This window comes from Cellulosimicrobium marinum, from assembly GCF_020551945.1.
Classification (GTDB): domain Bacteria; phylum Actinomycetota; class Actinomycetes; order Actinomycetales; family Cellulomonadaceae; genus Cellulosimicrobium; species Cellulosimicrobium marinum.
The window spans coordinates 206,716-224,359 of record NZ_JAJBZH010000001.1; the positions used below are offsets into that span (position 1 = coordinate 206,716).

Here is a 17,644-nt window from a genome sequence, read left to right on the forward strand (position 1 = left end):
CGTCAGCTCCCCGATGCCAGGCCGATGAGCAGGAGCCCGAGGATCACGGTCCCGACCGCGCCGACCACGATCCCCGTCACGGCGAACGCCTTGCCGCGCGTGCCGTCCCGCAGGACCTGGTTGAGCGCGACGATGCCCAGCACGAGACCGATCACACCGGTCAGTCCCAGGCACAGGAGCAGGCTCGCGACGGACACCACCATGGACGCGACGGCCAGTCCGTTGGTGCGGACGGGGGAGTAGGCGGCGTACGCGGGCGGGGGGTACCCCGACCCGGGGTAGCTCGCCGGGGGGTACCCGGGCTGCGGGTATCCCTGCTGCGGGTATCCGGGCTGCGGGTACGCCTGCTGCGGGTACGGGGGCTGCGGGGACGGGCCGGTGGCGTAGCCCGCGGGCGGCCCGTACGGGCTCGCCGGGTACGTCGCGCCCGACGGCGGGGCGAACCCGTCCGCGTCCGTCGCCCCCGCGTCGTCCTCCGCGGGCAGGCCGTACGGCGACAGCGGCGGCTGCTGCGGGCGGCGGGGAGCGTACGGGTCCTCGGGGCCGGGGGTGCCGTACGGCGGGTCGGGGGGCGACGTCATGCACACACCGTATCGACGTGCGGGCGCTCCCCGGGCCGCGACCCGTGCACGTCAGCCGGTCGCGGCGTCGAGGTCGACGACGACGGGCACGTGGTCGGAGGCGCCGGTGCCCTTGCGCTCGTCGCGGTCGATGACGACGTTCGTGACGCGTGCGCGCGCGGCGGGCGACAGGTAGGCGAAGTCGATGCGCATGCCCTCGTTCCGTGGGAAGCGCAGACGCTGGTAGTCCCAGTAGGTGTAGGCGCGCTCGGCGGGGATCGCCTCGCGCGTCACCTCGGTGTACCCGGCGGCGGCGAACGCCGCGAACGCGTCCCGCTCGGCCGGGGTCACGTGCGTCTTCCCGGCGAACTTCGCGACGTCCCACACGTCGGTGTCGAGCGGGGCGACGTTCCAGTCGCCGACGAGCGCGACCTGGGCCCGCGGGTCGTCGAGGAGCCAGCCGTGCGCCTGCTCGCGGAGCGTGTCGAGCCACCGCAGCTTGTACGCGTAGTGCGGGTCGTCGATCTCGCGCCCGTGCGGCACGTACAGGCTCCACACGCGCACGCCGCCGCACGTCGCGCCGAGCGCGCGGGCCTCCACCCGGGCCGGGTCGCCGAAGGCGGGCTGGCCGGGGAAGGAGGTCTCGACGTCGTCCAGGCCGACGCGCGAGACGATCGCGACGCCGTTCCACTGGTTCACGCCGACGTGCGCCACCTCGTAGCCCGCGGCCTCGAACGGCGCGACGGGGAGCTGCGCGTCGGTGCACTTGGTCTCCTGGAGGGCGAGGACGTCCGTGCCGGAGCGTTCGAGGAACGCGACGGCACGGTCGACGCGGGCACGGACGGAGTTGATGTTCCAGGTCGCCAGACGCACGGGGCCCACCGTACGTGGTCCGTTCAGAGCGGGTGGTACCCGTTCTCGGGTCGTCCGGCGGTGCCGTAGCGGGGTGTGACGTCGGCGTGCCCCGTCGCCACGAGGTGCTCCAGGTAGCGGCGGGCGCTCACGCGCGACATGCCGGTGCGCTCGGCGACCTCGCCCGCGGACACGTCGCCGCCATCGGTGCACGCCGCGGCGAGCGCCGTGGCGACGAGGCGCAGGGACCGCTCGGACAGGCCCTTGGGGAGCGTCGGCGTCGTCGGGCCGCGGCGCACCAGGCGGTCGACGGCGTCCTGGTCGAGGTCGTCGCCGAGGCCCCGCAGCTCGTCGCGCAGGCGCACGACCTCGTCGAGGCGGCCGCGCAGCGTCGCGGCGGTGAACGGCTTGACGAGGTAGTGCTGCACCCCGCCGGCCATGGCCTGGCGCACGCTCTCCAGCTCGCGCGCCGCGGTCGTGGCGATGACGTCCACGGGCGGCGCGGCGCGTCGGCGGATCTGGCGCAGCACGTGCAGGCCCGTCGCGTCGGGGAGGTAGATGTCGAGCAGCACGACGTCGGGGTCGAGCGCGGCGAAGGCGCGCAGCGCCTCGGCGGCGGTCCGGGCCTCGCCGACGACGACGAACCGCGGGTGGGACTCGACGAACCCGCGGTGCAGGCGCGCGATCGTCGGGTCGTCCTCGACGACGAGGGTGCGCAGGGGCGGGCGGCCGTGCCCGCCGGTCGCCGTCACGCCGTCACCGCGGGGACGGCGGCGGGAAGGCGCACGGCGAGGCGTGCGCCGCCGAGGTCGGACGTCGTGACCGTCACGTCGCCGCCGCGCCGCTCGACGACCCGGTGGACGAGGGCGAGGCCGATGCCGCGGCCCTGCGGGTCGGCCTTCGTCGTCCAGCCCGCGCTGAGCACGGAGGACCGGTGCCGGGCGGGGATCCCGGGCCCGTCGTCCTCGACGACGACGTGCACGGACCCGTCGGGCCGGTCCCGGTCGGTGACGAGCACGCGCACGCACCCGCCCGGCCCGGTCGCGTCGACGGCGTTGTCGAGGAGGTTGCCGAGCACGGTGAGGACGTCGCCGTGCAGCGCCGCCCCGTCGGGTCCGGACGGCGCGGCGAGGTGCGTGGCGGGCGCGACGTCGAGCCGGGTGCCGCGCTCGCGCGTCGTCGTGGCCTTGACGAGCAGGAGCGCGCCCACCTCGGGGGAGTGGACGCCCGGCGCGACGCCCGACGCCGTGAGGAGGCCGCCGTGCCCGGCGCGCTCGATGAACGCGACGGCCTCGTCGGGCTGCCCGAGCTCGAGCAGCCCGGAGACGACGTGCAGCTTGTTCGCGAACTCGTGCGACTGGGCGCGCAGGGCGTCGGTGAGGCCGCGCGCGCCGTCGAGGTCGCGCAGCAGGGCGTGCAGCTCGGTGTGGTCGCGCAGCACGAGGACGGTGCCGACGGCGCGGCCGTCGACCCGGGCCCGGTCCGCGCGGGCGAGGAGCACGCGTTCTCCGGCGAGGACGAGCACGCCCCCGTCGTCGGGAGCGACCGTCCCCGGCCCGCCGTCCGCCGAGGGGCCGGCCGCCGAGGGGTCGGCCGCCGTCAGGTCGGGCACCAGGGCGAGGAGCTGCGGGTCGAGCACGTCGCGCGCGGGACGGCCCACGGCGTCGGCGGGGACGAGGCCGAGGAGGCGCTGGGCCTCGTCGTTGACGAGCACGACGCCGCCCTCGCGGTCGAGCGCGACGACGCCCTCCGAGATGCCGTGGAGCATCGCGTCGCGCGTCTCCAGCAGGGACGCGATCTCCTCGGGCTCCAGGCGGAAGATGCGGCGCCGCACGACCCGGGTGACGACGGCGGCGCACACGACGCCGAGGGCCGCCGCGACGGACAGCGCCGCGAGGAGCCAGCCGAGGTCGTCGGCGAGGTCCTCCGCGAGGTCCGACTCGAGGATGCCGACGCTCGCGGTGCCGACGACGTCGCCGTCCGGGCCGAACACGGGTACCTTGACGCGCCACGACTCGCCGAGCGTGCCCGTCTGCGTCCCGGTCCACACCTCGCCGGACAGCGGCACCGACGGGTCGGTCGACACCTGCTCGCCGATGCGGGCGGGCTCCGGGTGGGAGTAGCGCACGCCCGCGTCGTCGGTCACGACGACGTACGTGACGTCGGACGCCTCGCGGATCACCTCGGCGATGGGCTGGATCGTGGCGGCAGGGTCGGGGTCGTCGAACGCGTCGATGATGGCGGGCAGGCGGGCGACGGAGAGCGCGACCGCCGTCATGCGGTCGAGGTAGGCGTCGCGGAGCTGACGCTGCTGGAGGGTCGACGCGACGGCGCCCGTGGCCGCGACGACGAGCAGCACGATGGCGACCTGCAGCACGAGGAGCTGCACCCGGAGCGACACTGCCCGACCCACGGGGACAAGTGTGCCCCAGCCGCGGGCGTCCCCCCGCACGCCCCGTGACCGCAACGACCACAACCTCCGCAGCGTCCGCAACGTCCGCTACGACCCCAAGCCCCGCCCGGCGCCGCGGCGTCCCTACGCTCCCCGGACCAAGGTCGTCGGGCCCGCGCCGGTGCGGGTCCCGCTCAAGGAGGAGACATGCGATCCGTCGTGCGCCCGCGCCCCGGGCACCCCGCCCGCCCGTGGCACCCCCTCGCCGCCGGGACCGTCGCCGCGGGCCTCGTGCTCGCGCTCGGCGCGTGCTCGGCCCTCGACCCGGAGGCGCCCGCCGGCTCCGGCGACGCCGCGGACGGCCCGGCCGAGGTGACCGAGCTCGCGGTCGTCGTGCCTGCCGACCCGGGCGGCGGCTGGGACCAGACCGGTCGTGCCCTGCAGCAGGACCTGCAGGGCACCGGCCTCGTGGACACCGTGACGGTGACGAACGTCGGCGGCGCCGGCGGGACGGTCGGCCTCGCGTCGCTCGCCAACACCACCGACCCGCACACCCTCATGGTCATGGGCCTCGTCATGGTCGGCGCCGTCGAGACGAACCAGTCCCAGGCCCGCATCGAGGACACGACGCCGATCGCGCGCCTCACCGAGGAGGCGCTCGTCGTCGTCGTCCCCGAGTCGTCGCCGTACGAGACGCTGCAGGACCTCGTGGACGACGTCGTCGCGCACGGCAAGGACGTCTCCGTGACCGGCGGCTCCGCGGGCGGGGCGGACCACATCCTCGCCGGCATGCTGCTCCAGGCCGCGGGCGTCGAGTCGCAGGACGTCGCGGCGCAGCTCAACTACGTCGCCTACTCGGGCGGCGGGGAGTCGCTCGCCGCGCTCCTCGGGAACAAGGTGAGCGCGGGGATCTCCGGGGTCGGGGAGTACGCGGAGCAGGTCAAGGCCGGGAACCTGCGGGCGCTCGCGGTGTCCGGCGCCGAGCGCGTCGAGGCGCTGCCCGACGTCCCGACGGTCACCGAGGCCGGGTACGACGTCGAGCTGACGAACTGGCGCGGCGTCGTCGCCCCGGGCGACGTGCCGGACGCCGACCGGGCCGCGCTGGAGGCCGTCGTGGCCGACCTCGTCGAGTCCGACGACTGGCAGACGACGCTCGACGAGAAGGGCTGGGACGACGCGTACCTCGGCGGGGCGGACTTCGAGGACTACCTCACGCAGAACATCGCCGACGTCCAGGCCACGCTGACCGACATCGGGCTGGTCACGTCGTGACGGGCCCCTCCGCAGGTCCCCCCGGTGCCGCCACCCGCCCCGTGGCGGCACCGGGTCCCCGGCGTCGGCCCGGCGCGCTGGTGCTCGCCGGGGCGACGGCCGGGCTCGGCCTCTTCGTCCTCCTGGACGCGGGCACGATCGTCGTCCCGGGCTCGGCGAACACGCTCGGCCCGCGCGCGTTCCCGTACCTCGTCGGCGCGATGCTGCTCGTCACGGGTCTCGTGCTGCTCGTCGCCGTGTGGCGCGGGCACGGCGGGAGCCCGGAGGAGGGGGAGGACGTCGACCCGGACGCGCCGACCGACTGGCTGACCGTCGGCCTCCTCGGGGCCGTGCTGCTGGTCCACGTCTGGACGATCAACCTGCTCGGCTGGCCGTTCGCCGCGGCGCTGCTGTTCGCGGGCGCGGCCGTCGCGCTCGGCGCGCGCCCGTGGTGGCGCGCCGCGCTCCTCGGGCTCCTGCTCGGGCTCGTCGTCCAGGTCGTGTTCGGCGGTCTGCTCGGCCTGTCCCTGCCGCCCGGCCCGCTGCTGGAGGGGGTGGGCTGGCTCCGTGGGTGAGATGTCCGCGCTGCTCGACGGCTTCGCGACCGTCGCCCAGCCCCAGTACCTGCTGTACGCCCTCTTCGGGGTGTTCGTCGGGACCGCCGTCGGGGTGCTGCCCGGCATCGGCCCCGCCATGACCATCGCGCTGCTCCTGCCCCTCACGTACTCCCTCGACGCGACCGCCGCGATCATCGTGTTCGCGGGCATCTACTACGGCGGCATGTACGGCGGGTCGACCACGTCGATCCTGCTCAACACGCCGGGCGAGTCGTCGTCGATCGTCACGGCCCTGGAGGGCAACCGCATGGCCCGGGCGGGCCGCGGCGCCGCCGCCCTCGCCACCGCCGCCATCGGGTCGTTCGTCGCCGGGTCGCTCGCGACCGTCGCCCTGACCTTCGTCGCCCCGTACCTCGCACGGTGGGCCGTGCAGCTCGGCGAGCCCGACTACTTCGCCCTCATGGTCGTCGCGTTCGTCACCGTGGGCGCCCTGCTCGGCGCCTCCGTCCCGCGCGGCCTCGCGTCCCTGTCCCTCGGCCTGTTCCTCGGCCTCATGGGCACCGACACCCTCACCGGGCAGCAGCGCTTCACCTTCGACGTCCCGGCGCTCGCCGACGGCATCGACGTCGTCGTCGTCGCGGTCGGCCTGTTCGCCGTCGGGGAGGCCCTGTACGTCGGGTCGCGGCTGCGGCACGGACCGGTCCACGTCATCCCCGTCGCGAAGGGCTGGCGGTCGTGGATGAGCCGCGAGGACTGGCGACGGTCGTGGAAGCCGTGGCTGCGCGGCACCGCGATCGGGTTCCCCGTCGGCACCATCCCCGCGGGCGGCGCCGACGTCGCGACCTTCCTGTCGTACGCGACGGAGCGCAAGGCGGCCCGCACCCGCCGCGACGAGTTCGGCAAGGGCGCCATCGAGGGCGTCGCCGGCCCGGAGGCCGCGAACAACGCCGCCGCGTCGGGCGTCCTCGTCCCGCTGCTCACGCTCGGGCTCCCGACGACGGCCACCGCGGCGATCATCATCGTCGCCTTCCAGTCGTACGGCATCCAGCCCGGGCCGCTGCTCTTCGAGAACCAGTCCGCGCTCGTGTGGGCGCTCGTCGCGAGCCTGTACGTCGGCAACCTCATGCTGATCGTGCTCAACCTGCCGCTCGTCGGCATGTGGGTCAAGGTGCTGCAGATCCCGCGCCACTACCTGTACGCCGGGATCCTGCTGTTCGGCGCCCTCGGCTCGTACGCGCTGAACTTCTCGCCCGTCGACGTGCTCATCCTGCTCTTCGTCGGGCTCACCGGGTTCGTCATGCGGCGCTACGGCTACCCCGTCGCGCCCATGGTGGTCGGCATGATCCTCGGCCCCATGGCGGAGGACCGCCTGCGCCGCTCCCTCGCGATCAGCCAGGGCGACCTCTCCACCCTCGTGACCAGCCCGTTCGCGGCGACCGCGTACGCGCTGCTCGCCGTGGTCGTCGTCGCCGGGCTGTGGGTGCGCCGCCGCGAGCGCCGCACCGACGCCGAGCTCGCCGCCCTCGCCGAGGACGTGCGTGTCGAGTCCCAGGACCAGGAGGTGCGCTGATGACCGTCGTCCTCGCCTACGCGCCCGGCGAGCTCGGGTCGGCCGCGACCCGCGCCGCCGGGCGGGCCGCCGCGCTGCTCGGCACCCGCGTCGTCGTCGTGAACACCACGCGCGGCGACCGGCTCGTCGACCCGCGCTGGGCCGACCACGACGACCTCGTCGAGGTCGGCACGGCCCTGGAGGCGGCCGGGGTGGACCACGAGGTGCGCCACCTGCGCTCGTCCGCCCTGCCGTCCGAGGTCGTGCTCGGCGTGGCGGACGAGGTGGACGCCGACCTCGTCGTCGTCGGGGTACGGCCCCGCACGCCGGTCGGCAAGCTCGTGCTCGCGTCCACCGCGCAGCAGATCCTGCTCGGTGCGCGCTGCCCGGTCCTCGCGGTGAAGGCTCCGGCCTGAGCCTCGGGACACGGCCCGCGGGCGTCGGCGCACCCTCGACCGGCGCCCGTAGGCTGTGGCCATGGCGACAGCACTCATCACCGGCGCGAGCGCCGGACTGGGCCTGGAGTTCGCGTGGCAGCTCGCCACCGCCCGGCACGACCTCGTCCTCGTGGCCCGCGACGAGGACCGTCTCGACGACGTCGCGCGGCAGATCCGTGCTGCCGCGGGGGTCCGGGTCGAGGTGCTGCCCGCGGACCTGTCCGTGCCCGACGACGTCGCGCGCGTCGCCGCACGGCTCGCCTCCGCCGGGGGCGGGGACGAGCGCCCCGTGGGTCTGCTCGTCAACAACGCGGGCTTCGCGACGCACCAGCGGTTCGTCGGCGGGGACGTCGACGCGGAGGTGCGCGCGCTCGACGTCATGGTCCGGGCCGTGCTCGTGCTCTCCCACGCCGCCGCCGGGCAGATGACGGCCCGCGGGCGCGGGGCGATCCTCAACGTCGCGTCGGTCGCGGCGCTCACCGCGGGCGGCACGTACGCCGCCGCGAAGGCGTGGGTGCGCACCTTCACCGAGGGGCTCGCCGTCGAGCTCGCCGGCACGGGCGTGAGCGCGACGGTGCTGTGCCCCGGGTTCACGCACACCGAGTTCCACGACCGCGCAGGGATCGACATGTCGTCGACCCCCGAGGTCGCGTGGCTCGACGCCGACCGGGTCGTGGCGACGGCGCTCGCGGACGTGCGCCGCGGCGTCGTCATCTCGACGCCGTCGACGCGGTACCGCCTCGCGTCGGCCGCGCTGCGCGTCATGCCGCGCTCGGCCGTGCGGGCGATCGGCAGGTACCGGTAGGCGGTCGCGCGGGGCGGCGGTGCGGGCCGGGGCGACTACCCTGACGGTCGTGACTACCGACCTCTCCTCGACCCCGCGCGAGCAGCTGCTCGACCTCATCCGCGAGCTCGCCGTCGTGCACGGCAAGGTCACGCTCTCCTCGGGCAAGGAGGCGGACTACTACGTGGACCTGCGCCGCGTGACGCTGCACCACCGCGCCGCGCCCCTCATCGGCCACCAGATGCTCGACCTCCTGGAGGAGCAGGGGCTGGGGACGGCGGAGATCGACGCGGTGGGCGGTTTGACGCTGGGCGCCGACCCGATCGCGACGGCGCTGCTGCACGCGGCGGCGTCGCGCGGCCAGGAGCTCGACGCGTTCGTCGTGCGCAAGGCGGCGAAGGCGCACGGGATGCAGCGCCAGATCGAGGGCCCGGACGTGGCGGGCCGTCGGGTCGTGGTGGTGGAGGACACGACGACGACGGGCGGGTCGCCGATCGCCGCGATCGAGGCCGTCCGGGCAGCGGGCGGCGAGGCGGCGGGCGTCGCGACGATCGTGGACCGCGCGACGGGCGCGGCGCAGAAGATCGAGGCGCTGGGCGTGCCGTACCACGCCCTGTTCAGCCTGGAGGACCTCGGTCTGGTCTGACCGCGGCGGCCCGGCGGCGGTGCCGCCGGGCCTATCTCACACCTTGGCAGGCAAGCCTTACCTTGTTTCGGTGAGGCTTGCCTTATACAGTCCGGGTGGCGACGGCGTGTCAGATCACGCGCGCGCCCACCGCCCGGACCCCACCGTGGCGGGTCAGCACGGAACAGCACGGGAGACCTTGTGCGCACAACACTGCCCCCACGGCCCGGACGCGCCCGCCGCGGCCTGGCCTCCCTCCTCACCGGCGCCCTGGTCGCCGGCCTGGCCGTCGGGGGCGTCGTCGCCCCCGCGCAGGCGGCGGAGCCGGTCGAGATCCAGAGCGGCTCGGCCACCTGGAACTTCAAGGACTCCTGGACGAACTACATCTCCAACGCCGGCGGGACGATCACGCCCGCACTCGTCGGCGGGAAGTCGGTCTACCCGTCCGCCTCGGGGTCCGTCGACCCCGAGACCGGGGTCGGAGAGGTCCGGCTCGGCGGCTCGGTGCACTACTCGGCGCACGGTGGCGCCCTGGACGTGACGATCTCCGACACCCGCCTCGCGGTCACCAGCCCGACGACGGGCGTCCTCACCGCCGACTTCACCACGGCCGGGACGGTCTCCGACGACGTGAAGGTCGCCGACGTCGTCGTCGAGGCCGCTCGCGACGGCGACACGCTCGTCCTCACGGCGAACGGTCCGATCGGCGCCGAGGTCGGCCAGGTCGACGCGCAGCTCGCCGGCTACGTCGGCCAGGCGATGTCGACCCTCACCGCGACGGTCACCGTCCCCGAGCCCGTCGCCCCGGCCGCACCGACGACGACGACGCTCGGCGTCGACCCGTCCGGCACGTCGGCCGAGGGCGGCGCGGTGACGCTCACCGCGACCGTCGCGCCCGCCGCGGCCGGCTCGGTCGAGTTCCGCGACGGGGGCGCGGTGCTCGGCACGCAGGCCGTGTCCGACGGCGTCGCGCGCCTCGAGGTCTCGGACCTCACCGCCGGTGACCACGCCCTGAGCGCGGTCTTCACGCCCGCGGACGCGGCCGCGTTCGTCGGGTCGACGTCCGCGACCGTCGCGCACGCCGTGACGGCCGCCGAGCCCGAGCCCGAGCCCGAGCCCGAACCGGAGCCCGAGCCGGAGCCGGAGCCGGAGCCCGAGCCGGAGCCCCAGCCGGTCGCGGACCCGGCGGTGACGGTGTCGCCGTCGGGGGCGGTGGACCCGTCGGTGGAGAACTCGTTCACGGTATCGGGGACCGGCTTCGTGGGCGATGCGGCGCAGTACGGCGCGTACGTGCTGCTGGGTGACGCGTCGATCTGGGACGGGTCGGGCCCGCTGGTCGCGAGCGGCTGGTTGCAGCTGGCGTGGGTGCGTCCGAACCAGGTCGTGGACGGTGCGTTCTCGACGACGCTGACGGTTCCGGCGGGGTCGTTCGACCCCGAGGTGGAGTACGTGGTCGCGACGTCGGCGGCGCACGGCCTGTCCGCGACCGACCGTCGCCTCGACACCTTCACGCCCCTCGAGGTCGCGGTGCCGGAGCCCGTGTGGGAGCCGGCGATCGAGGTGTTCGCGGGCGACGGCACGACGCCGCTCGGCGACTCCGAGGTGTCGCTCGGGGACACGGTCGTCGTCAGGGGCTCGGGCTTCGACCCGGCAGGGAACGTCGGCGGACGCGGCATGCCGATCCCGGCGCACCTCCCGCAGGGCACCTACGTCGTGTTCGGCAGCTTCGCCGAGGCGTGGCAGCCGTCGACCGGCGCGGGCTCCGCGACCCGCAAGGTCGGGTCGCAGTCGTGGGCGCTCGCCGCCGACGTGCTCGACCAGGTCCCGCCGCAGTTCCAGGGCGCGATCCGCGCCGCCTGGACCGAGATCGCCGAGGACGGCACCTTCGAGGCCGAGCTCGTCGTGAAGAACCCCGCGGCGCTGGAGGGCGGCCGGTACGGCGTCTACACCTACCCGGCGAGCGGGGTCGTCAACGCCGACCAGGAGCTCTCCGTCCCGGTCGCGTACGACGTCCCGGCGCCGCTCACGGTGACGGCGGAGTCCGCCACCGTCGAGCCGGGCGGCTCGGCCACCCTCACCGTGTCCGGCCTCGTCGAGGGGGACTCCGTCGCGGGCGTGACGCTGGGCGGCAAGGCCGCGACGTACACGCGTGACGGCGACACCCTCGTCGTCTCGATCCCCGCCGACGCGCAGGACGGCGACCTGACGGTCGCGGTGACGTCGACGCTCGGCGTCGCGGGGTCGGCCACGCTGACCGTGGAGGCGCCGCTCGTCGCGGACCCGAAGGTGACGGTGTCGCCGTCGGGGGCGGTGGACCCGTCGGTGGAGAACTCGTTCACGGTGTCGGGGACCGGCTTCGTGGGCGATGCGGCGCAGTACGGCGCGTACGTGCTGCTGGGTGACGCGTCGATCTGGGACGGGTCGGGCCCGCTGGTCGCGAGCGGCTGGTTGCAGCTGGCGTGGGTGCGTCCGAACCAGGTCGTGGACGGTGCGTTCTCGACGACGCTGACGGTTCCGGCGGGGTCGTTCGACCCCGAGGTGGAGTACGTGGTCGCGACGTCGGCGGCGCACGGCCTGTCCGCGACCGACCGTCGCCTCGACACGTTCACGCCGGTCGCCGTCCAGGGCGCCGAGCCGCAGCCCGAGCCCTCCGAGCCGACCACGGTCGGGAGCCTCGCGTGGGGCGTCAAGGAGTCGTTCCGCGACTACATCAGCGGCCCGGTCGCGAAGGGCGGCGCGACGGCGTCCGACGGTGCCGCTGTCGCGGGCGACGTGTTCACGTTCCAGCAGTCGAGCGCGTGGGACGCGCCCGCCGCGGGCGTCGTGACGGACTACCGCGGCACGGTCCGCTTCACCGGGCACGACGGTCTGCTCGACCTCACGCTGACGAACCCGGCGGTCGAGATCACGGGGTCGGGCACCGCCCGCCTCCTGGTCGACGTGACCTCGACGGGCCTCGACGGCTCCACGTTCGACCGCGACGGCGTCGCGTTCGCGACGCTCGCGCTCGGCACCCCGAGCACCGGCGCGGACGGCGCGGTCACGTACCGCGACGCCGCGGCGACGCTCACGGCGACCGGCTCGACCGCGTTCTCCGGGTTCTACCCGGCCGGGACGGAGCTCGACGACGTGACCTTCACGGTCGGCGCGGCGACGTCCGCCCCGGGCGACGGCGACGGCGGCTCGATCGGCGACCCGGGCGACGGCTCGACGGGCGGCTCGGCCGACCCGGCGAAGGCGACGCTCTCGGTCTCCCAGGCGGCCCCCGGCGACCGCGTCACGATCAGCGGCATCGGCTTCGGCGCGAACGAGGCGGGCATCCGCTCGGAGATCCGCTCGACGCCGCGGACGCTCGCCACGGGCCTCACCGCGAACGCGGGCGGTGCGGCGAGCGCCACGGTGACGATCCCCACGGACGTCGCCCCGGGCGAGCACACGCTCGCGCTCGTCGGCGCCGACCACGAGGCGACGGCGCCGATCACCATCGTCGCCGCGGGCACCACCGGCTCGGGCTCCGACCAGGGCTCGGCGACGGCCACCGAGGAGAAGTGCTTCGCGCAGGGCGTGAACGGCGCGACGCTGACGTGGGGCGTGAGCGACCGCTTCCGCGCCTACGTGACGGGCCCGATCGCGCAGGGCGCGGTCTCGACGAGCGGCGTGCGGGACAACGGCACGACGTTCACGTGGAGCGGCGGCACGGGGTCGTTCAACACCGAGCTCGGCAAGGGCCGCGCGAGCTACGGCGGCACCGTGTCCTTCTCCGGGCACGACGGGATCCTCGACCTGCGGATCTCGAACCCGCGCGTCGTCGTGAACGGCTCCACGGGCACGCTCGTGGTCGACGTGCGGAGCAGCGACATGGAGGGCAACACGTCCTCGTCGAACGGTGTCGCGTTCGCGAGCCTGAACCTGTCCGGGGCGAAGTCCACCTCGGGCTCGACGATCACGTGGAGCGGCGCACCCGCGACGCTCACCGCGGCCGGGGCGGCGGCCTTCGCCGGCTTCTACGAGCCCGGCACGGCGCTCTCGCCCGTGACGTTCTCGTTCCCCGTCGGCGGGGACGTCGCGTGCGACGTGTACTCCGGGCTCGCGGCCACCGGGTCGGACGAGGGCGACGTCGCGCTCCTCGCGCTCGGCCTGCTGCTCACCGGCGCGCTGCTCGTCGGGGCGGCGCGACGCCGCACCCGGGCAGGAGCGCTCGCCTGACGGCCTGAGCCGCAGGAGCACGACGGCGCCCGGTCACCCCAGGTGACCGGGCGCCGTCGTGCACGGGGCCGGGCGCTCAGACGAGGTCGACGAGGTCCGCGACGGAGTCGACGACCTTGCTCGGCCGGAACGGGTAGCGGTCGACCTCGGACAGGCGCGTCGAGCCCGTCATGACGAGGTACGTGTACAGGCCGGCCTCGATGCCCGCGACGACGTCGGTGTCCATGCGGTCGCCGATCATCGCGGTCTTCTCGGAGTGCGCGTCGATGCGGTTGAGGGCCGAGCGGAACATCATCGGGTTGGGCTTGCCGACGAAGTACGGCTTGCGCCCCGTCGCCGACGTGATCATCGCGGCCACGGCGCCCGTCGCGGGCAGCGGGCCCTCCTGCGAGGGCCCGGTCGTGTCCGGGTTGGTGCAGATGAAGCGGGCGCCACCGAGGATGAGGCGGATCGCCTTGGTGATGGCCTCGAAGGAGTAGGTGCGGGTCTCGCCGAGGACCACGTAGTCCGGGTCCGACTCCGTGAGCGTGTACCCGGCCTCGTACAGCGCCGTCGTCAGCCCTGCCTCGCCCACGGCGTACGCGCTGCCGTTCGGCACCTGGTCGCTGAGGAACTGCGCGGTGGCGAGCGCCGACGTCCAGATCGCCTCCTCCGGCACGTCGATGCCCGACGTCGCGAGGCGCGCCCGCAGGTCGCGGGCCGTGAAGATCGAGTTGTTCGTGAGGATGAGGAACGGGCGGCCCTTGTCCCGCAGGGCCCGGACGAACTCGGGCGCCCCCGGGATCGCGTGACCCTCGTGCACGAGCACGCCGTCCATGTCGGTGAGCCACGACTCGGTGGTCCGCTCGGTCACGCTGCGCTCCTTCTGCCCGGTGATACCGCGGCCAGCCTACTGGCCCGCCCCGCCCGGCCACCGGCACCGGCTACCCTTCGCGGGTGACGAGCACGCCTGACGAGCAGCCGGTGACCCCCGGGCCCGACGAGCACCCCGCGCACCTCGCGCACCGCCGCACCGCGTGGCGCTCCGCGCCCGGCAACGCCGTGCGCGGCGGCCTGGTCGGCGCCGCCGAGTCCGTCCCCGGCATCTCGGGCGGCACGATCGCGCTCGTCGTGGGTCTCTACGACGACCTCATCGACGCGGCGAGCCAGCTCCTGCACGCGGCGCGCGAGCTCGTCACCGGGGTCGTGCGGCGCCGCGGCGTCGGCCCCGCGCTGGGTGCGCTGCGCGCCGTCGACTGGCCGCTGCTCGTCCCCGTGCTGCTCGGCATGGTGGTCGTGCTGCTCCTGTCGCTGCAGCTCGTCGCGCCCCTGCTGGAGTCGAACCCCGTCCCGGTGCGGTCGGTGTTCTTCGGCATGATCGTCGTGTCCGTCGCGGTGCCCCTGCGCCTCATGCCGGGGCGGTTCCGCGTGCTCGACGGCGTGCTGCTCGCCGTGGCGGCGGTCGTCGGCTTCCTCCTCACGAGCCTGCCTCCCGGGCAGGTCGACGACCCGTCGCTGTGGCTCGTGTTCCTCGGCGCGGCCGTCGCGATCAACGCGCTCGTGCTACCGGGTGTCTCGGGGTCGTTCGTGCTGCTCGCGATGGGCCTGTACGTGCCGGTGCAGGAGGCGGTCTCGGACCGTGACCTCGCGTTCGTCGGCACGTTCGTGCTCGGCGCGGCGATCGGCCTCGGGTCGTTCGTCAAGCTCCTGCAGTGGCTGCTGCACCACCGCCGGCAGGCGACGATGGCCGTGCTCGCCGGTCTCATGATCGGGTCGCTGCGCGCGCTGTGGCCCTGGCAGACCGAGGACGGCACGCTCCTCGCGCCCACCGGATCCGTGCTGGGGCCCGTGCTGCTCGCGCTCGCGGGGGCCGCCGTCGTGCTCGTCGCGATGGTCTGGGAGGCGCGCGTCACGCGCCGCGCCGCGGTCCGCGCGTGACCCGGGGCGCCGCGTGACCGACGGGGCGCACCCGCCGGGCGAGGACCGCCTGCGGGACGACGTGCGCGAGGTCGGCGTCGGGCCGTGGCCGGGCGGGCCGGACGCGTGGCCGCGCGTCGACGCCGCGGGCGCGCCGTCGACCGATCCGCACGACCCCCTCGACCCCCGCTACGACCCCGAGCTGCTCGCGCACGGCGACCGGCGCAACGTCGTCGACCGCTACCGGTACTGGACCGTCGAGGCGGTCGTCGCGGACCTCGACGCGCGCCGCCCGCCGGGGCGCGCGCTGCACGTCGCGATCGAGAACTGGTCCCACGACCTCAACATCGGGTCCGTGGTGCGCACCGCGAACGCGTTCAACGCGGCGGGGGTGCACGTCGTCGGCCGGCGCCGCTGGAACCGCCGGGGCGCGATGGTGACCGACCGCTACCTGCACGTGCACCACCACCCCGACGTCGCGCACCTCGCCGCGTGGGCCGACGTCGCGGACCTGCCCCTGCTCGGCGTCGACAACGTGCCCGGCTCGGTGCCGATCGAGGGGTACGCGCTGCCGGCGTCGTGCGTGCTGCTGCTGGGGCAGGAGTCGTCGGGTCTGACGCCCGAGGCGCTCGCCGCGTGCCGCGACGTCCTGCACATCACGCAGACGGGTTCCACGCGCTCGCTCAACGCGGGCGCCGCGGGCGCGATCGCGCTGCACGCCTGGGCTGCCCGCCACGCCACGGCCGTCCGCGGACCACGGGCCGAACGGCCCTGACCGTCCGGCGCCCATCCGTGCCAGAATTCGAAGGACAGACCACCCCCGCACGACTCCCCAGGAGATCCGCATGCCCATCGCAACCCCCGAGGTCTACGCCGACATGATCGACCGGGCGAAGGCAGGCTCGTTCGCCTACCCGGCCGTCAACATCACGTCGTCGCAGACCATCACCGCCGCGCTCCAGGGCTTCGCCGAGGCCGAGTCCGACGGCATCATCCAGGTCTCCGTGGGTGGCGCCGAGTACGGCTCGGGCGCGACGGTCAAGGACCGCGTCACCGGTTCGCTCGCGCTCGCCGCGTACGCCGCCGAGGTCGCGAAGAACTACCCCGTGCAGATCGCGATCCACACGGACCACTGCGCCAAGCAGAACCTCGACTCGTGGGTCCGCCCGCTGCTCGCCATCGAGGCGGAGCAGGTGAAGAACGGCGGCCTGCCGACGTTCCAGTCGCACATGTGGGACGGCTCGTCCGTGCCGCTGGAGGAGAACCTGCAGATCGCCGAGGAGCTGCTCGAGCTCTCGGTCGCCGCGCGCACGATCCTCGAGATCGAGGTCGGCGTCGTCGGTGGCGAGGAGGACGGCCACGAGGCGGAGATCAACGAGAAGCTCTACACGACGGTCGAGGACGGCCTCGCGACGGTCCGCGCGCTCGGCACGGGCGAGAAGGGCCGCTACCTCACGGCCCTGACGTTCGGGAACGTGCACGGCGTGTACAAGCCGGGCGCGGTCAGGCTCCGCCCGGCGCTCCTCAAGGAGATCCAGGAGGGCGTCGGCGCCGAGGTCGGCAAGGCCAACCCGTTCGACCTCGTGTTCCACGGCGGCTCCGGCTCCACGGCCGAGGAGATCTCCGAGGCGGTCGACAACGGCGTCATCAAGATGAACATCGACACGGACACGCAGTACGCGTTCACGCGTCCCGTGGTCTCCCACATGTTCACCAACTACGACGGCGTCCTGAAGGTCGACGGCGAGGTCGGGAACAAGAAGGCGTACGACCCGCGCGCCTGGGGCAAGCTGGCCGAGGCCGGCATGGCCGCGCGCATCGTCGAGGCCGCGCAGCAGCTGCGCTCGGCGGGCCAGAAGCTCCGCTGACCCGACCGGGCCCGACGGGCCCGGACGACGGACGACGGCCCCCGCTCCACGGAGCGGGGGCCGTCGCGCGTCCGGCAGGCCGTGCCCGACGTCGCGGGCGTGCGTGCGTCCCGTCAGTCCCGGTCGGTGGGGGAGGGCTGCTCGCGCTCGTCGAGGTCGAACCCGGGGTCGGTGTCGACGATGTCGAGGAGCTCGCCGATCCGGGTCACCTCCAGCAGGAACCGGACCGTCGGCGGGGCGCGCAGCACCCGGACCCGGTGCGGGCCGCGCGAGGCGAGGCGGGCGAGGAACGCCACGCCGGACGAGTCCATGAAGGTCACGTGGTGGGCGTCGATCTCGACGGGGAGGCCGGAGTCCTCGGCGGCCGCGGTGGCCTCCTGGAGGTCGGCCCCGAGGTCGGCGTCGATCTCGCCGGACAGGACGATGCGCGCACGCGTCGTCCCGACGATGACGTGCACGCTCGCCGGCTCGCCGCTCCCTGCGGGGTCGCCGGCGACGCCGACGGGACGGTCGGCGGCCGGGGTCGTACCTTCGCGCACCGGCGCTCCTCTCAGCGGGGCTCTCGACCGTCTCCGGTCTCGGGAAGTCCCAATCTACGGTTGAATGTCCAGTCGGGACAGTAACGCGACCGGGGCGTGCGCAGCCAGAGCCACGCGGGGAGCGCGCG

Annotated in this window: 16 protein-coding genes; 10 read left to right on the forward strand and 6 right to left on the reverse strand. The window is 74.7% G+C overall.

Annotated features, from left to right (window positions below; all coding sequences use genetic code 11):
- Positions 1–2 precede the first annotated feature (2 nt).
- Genes LGQ04_RS00885 through LGQ04_RS00900 form a run of 4 tightly spaced genes read right to left on the reverse strand, consistent with a single transcriptional unit; the run spans position 3 to position 3,825 of the window.
- Complete coding sequence (locus LGQ04_RS00885) at positions 3–581, reverse strand: DUF4190 domain-containing protein (RefSeq protein ID WP_229241593.1); 579 nt, start codon at positions 579–581, stop codon at positions 3–5.
- Between the two features lie 51 nt (positions 582–632).
- The gene (locus LGQ04_RS00890) at positions 633–1,433 is read right to left on the reverse strand and encodes an exodeoxyribonuclease III (protein ID WP_229241594.1); all 801 of its coding nucleotides are present in this window, start codon (positions 1,431–1,433) and stop codon (positions 633–635) included.
- Positions 1,434–1,456: 23 nt separating this feature from the next.
- Positions 1,457–2,164, reverse strand: a complete 708-nt coding sequence (locus LGQ04_RS00895) for a response regulator (RefSeq protein ID WP_229241595.1) — start codon at positions 2,162–2,164, stop codon at positions 1,457–1,459.
- Positions 2,161–3,825, reverse strand: a complete 1,665-nt coding sequence (locus LGQ04_RS00900; RefSeq protein WP_229241596.1) for an ATP-binding protein — start codon at positions 3,823–3,825, stop codon at positions 2,161–2,163. The genes LGQ04_RS00895 and LGQ04_RS00900 overlap by 4 nt, the downstream gene beginning before the upstream one ends.
- Positions 3,826–4,011: 186 nt before the next feature.
- On the opposite strand from LGQ04_RS00900, the gene LGQ04_RS00905 reads away from it, so the two are divergent.
- From LGQ04_RS00905 to LGQ04_RS00935, 7 genes are all read left to right on the forward strand, one after another.
- Positions 4,012–5,076 (forward strand): Bug family tripartite tricarboxylate transporter substrate binding protein, encoded by a 1,065-nt coding sequence (locus LGQ04_RS00905; RefSeq protein WP_229241597.1) that lies wholly within the window; start codon positions 4,012–4,014, stop codon positions 5,074–5,076.
- Positions 5,073–5,630: a tripartite tricarboxylate transporter TctB family protein gene (locus LGQ04_RS00910; protein ID WP_229241598.1), complete on the forward strand. Its 558-nt coding sequence runs from the start codon at positions 5,073–5,075 to the stop codon at positions 5,628–5,630. Before LGQ04_RS00905 ends, LGQ04_RS00910 begins: the two co-directional genes overlap by 4 nt.
- Positions 5,623–7,182, forward strand: a complete 1,560-nt coding sequence (locus LGQ04_RS00915; protein ID WP_229241599.1) for a tripartite tricarboxylate transporter permease — start codon at positions 5,623–5,625, stop codon at positions 7,180–7,182. Before LGQ04_RS00910 ends, LGQ04_RS00915 begins: the two co-directional genes overlap by 8 nt.
- Positions 7,182–7,577 carry a universal stress protein gene (locus LGQ04_RS00920; RefSeq protein ID WP_229241600.1) on the forward strand — a complete coding sequence of 132 codons (396 nt, stop codon included), beginning with the start codon at positions 7,182–7,184 and terminating at the stop codon, positions 7,575–7,577. Before LGQ04_RS00915 ends, LGQ04_RS00920 begins: the two co-directional genes overlap by 1 nt.
- 61 nt (positions 7,578–7,638) lie before the next feature.
- Complete coding sequence (locus LGQ04_RS00925; protein WP_229241601.1) at positions 7,639–8,403, forward strand: SDR family NAD(P)-dependent oxidoreductase; 765 nt, start codon at positions 7,639–7,641, stop codon at positions 8,401–8,403.
- A gap of 49 nt (positions 8,404–8,452) precedes the next feature.
- The gene (pyrE, locus tag LGQ04_RS00930) at positions 8,453–9,028 is read left to right on the forward strand and encodes an orotate phosphoribosyltransferase (protein WP_229241602.1); all 576 of its coding nucleotides are present in this window, start codon (positions 8,453–8,455) and stop codon (positions 9,026–9,028) included.
- A 180-nt stretch (positions 9,029–9,208) separates the two neighbouring features.
- Entirely contained in the window at positions 9,209–13,213 is a 4,005-nt protein-coding gene (locus LGQ04_RS00935) for an HtaA domain-containing protein (protein WP_229241603.1), read from the forward strand.
- Positions 13,214–13,289: 76 nt separating this feature from the next.
- Here LGQ04_RS00935 and LGQ04_RS00940 read toward each other — a convergent pair whose 3' ends face one another.
- Entirely contained in the window at positions 13,290–14,030 is a 741-nt protein-coding gene (locus LGQ04_RS00940; protein ID WP_229242355.1) for an HAD-IIA family hydrolase, read from the reverse strand.
- 119 nt (positions 14,031–14,149) lie between these two features.
- On the opposite strand from LGQ04_RS00940, the gene LGQ04_RS00945 reads away from it, so the two are divergent.
- From LGQ04_RS00945 to fbaA, 3 genes are all read left to right on the forward strand, one after another.
- Positions 14,150–15,130: a DUF368 domain-containing protein gene (locus tag LGQ04_RS00945; RefSeq protein ID WP_229241604.1), complete on the forward strand. Its 981-nt coding sequence runs from the start codon at positions 14,150–14,152 to the stop codon at positions 15,128–15,130.
- A gap of 13 nt (positions 15,131–15,143) precedes the next feature.
- Positions 15,144–15,884 carry a TrmH family RNA methyltransferase gene (locus LGQ04_RS00950; protein ID WP_229241605.1) on the forward strand — a complete coding sequence of 247 codons (741 nt, stop codon included), beginning with the start codon at positions 15,144–15,146 and terminating at the stop codon, positions 15,882–15,884.
- A 70-nt stretch (positions 15,885–15,954) separates the two neighbouring features.
- Positions 15,955–16,977: a class II fructose-bisphosphate aldolase gene (gene fbaA / locus LGQ04_RS00955; protein ID WP_229241606.1), complete on the forward strand. Its 1,023-nt coding sequence runs from the start codon at positions 15,955–15,957 to the stop codon at positions 16,975–16,977.
- A gap of 113 nt (positions 16,978–17,090) precedes the next feature.
- Here fbaA and LGQ04_RS00960 read toward each other — a convergent pair whose 3' ends face one another.
- Positions 17,091–17,516 carry an STAS domain-containing protein gene (locus tag LGQ04_RS00960; protein WP_229241607.1) on the reverse strand — a complete coding sequence of 142 codons (426 nt, stop codon included), beginning with the start codon at positions 17,514–17,516 and terminating at the stop codon, positions 17,091–17,093.
- Positions 17,517–17,644 lie beyond the last annotated feature (128 nt).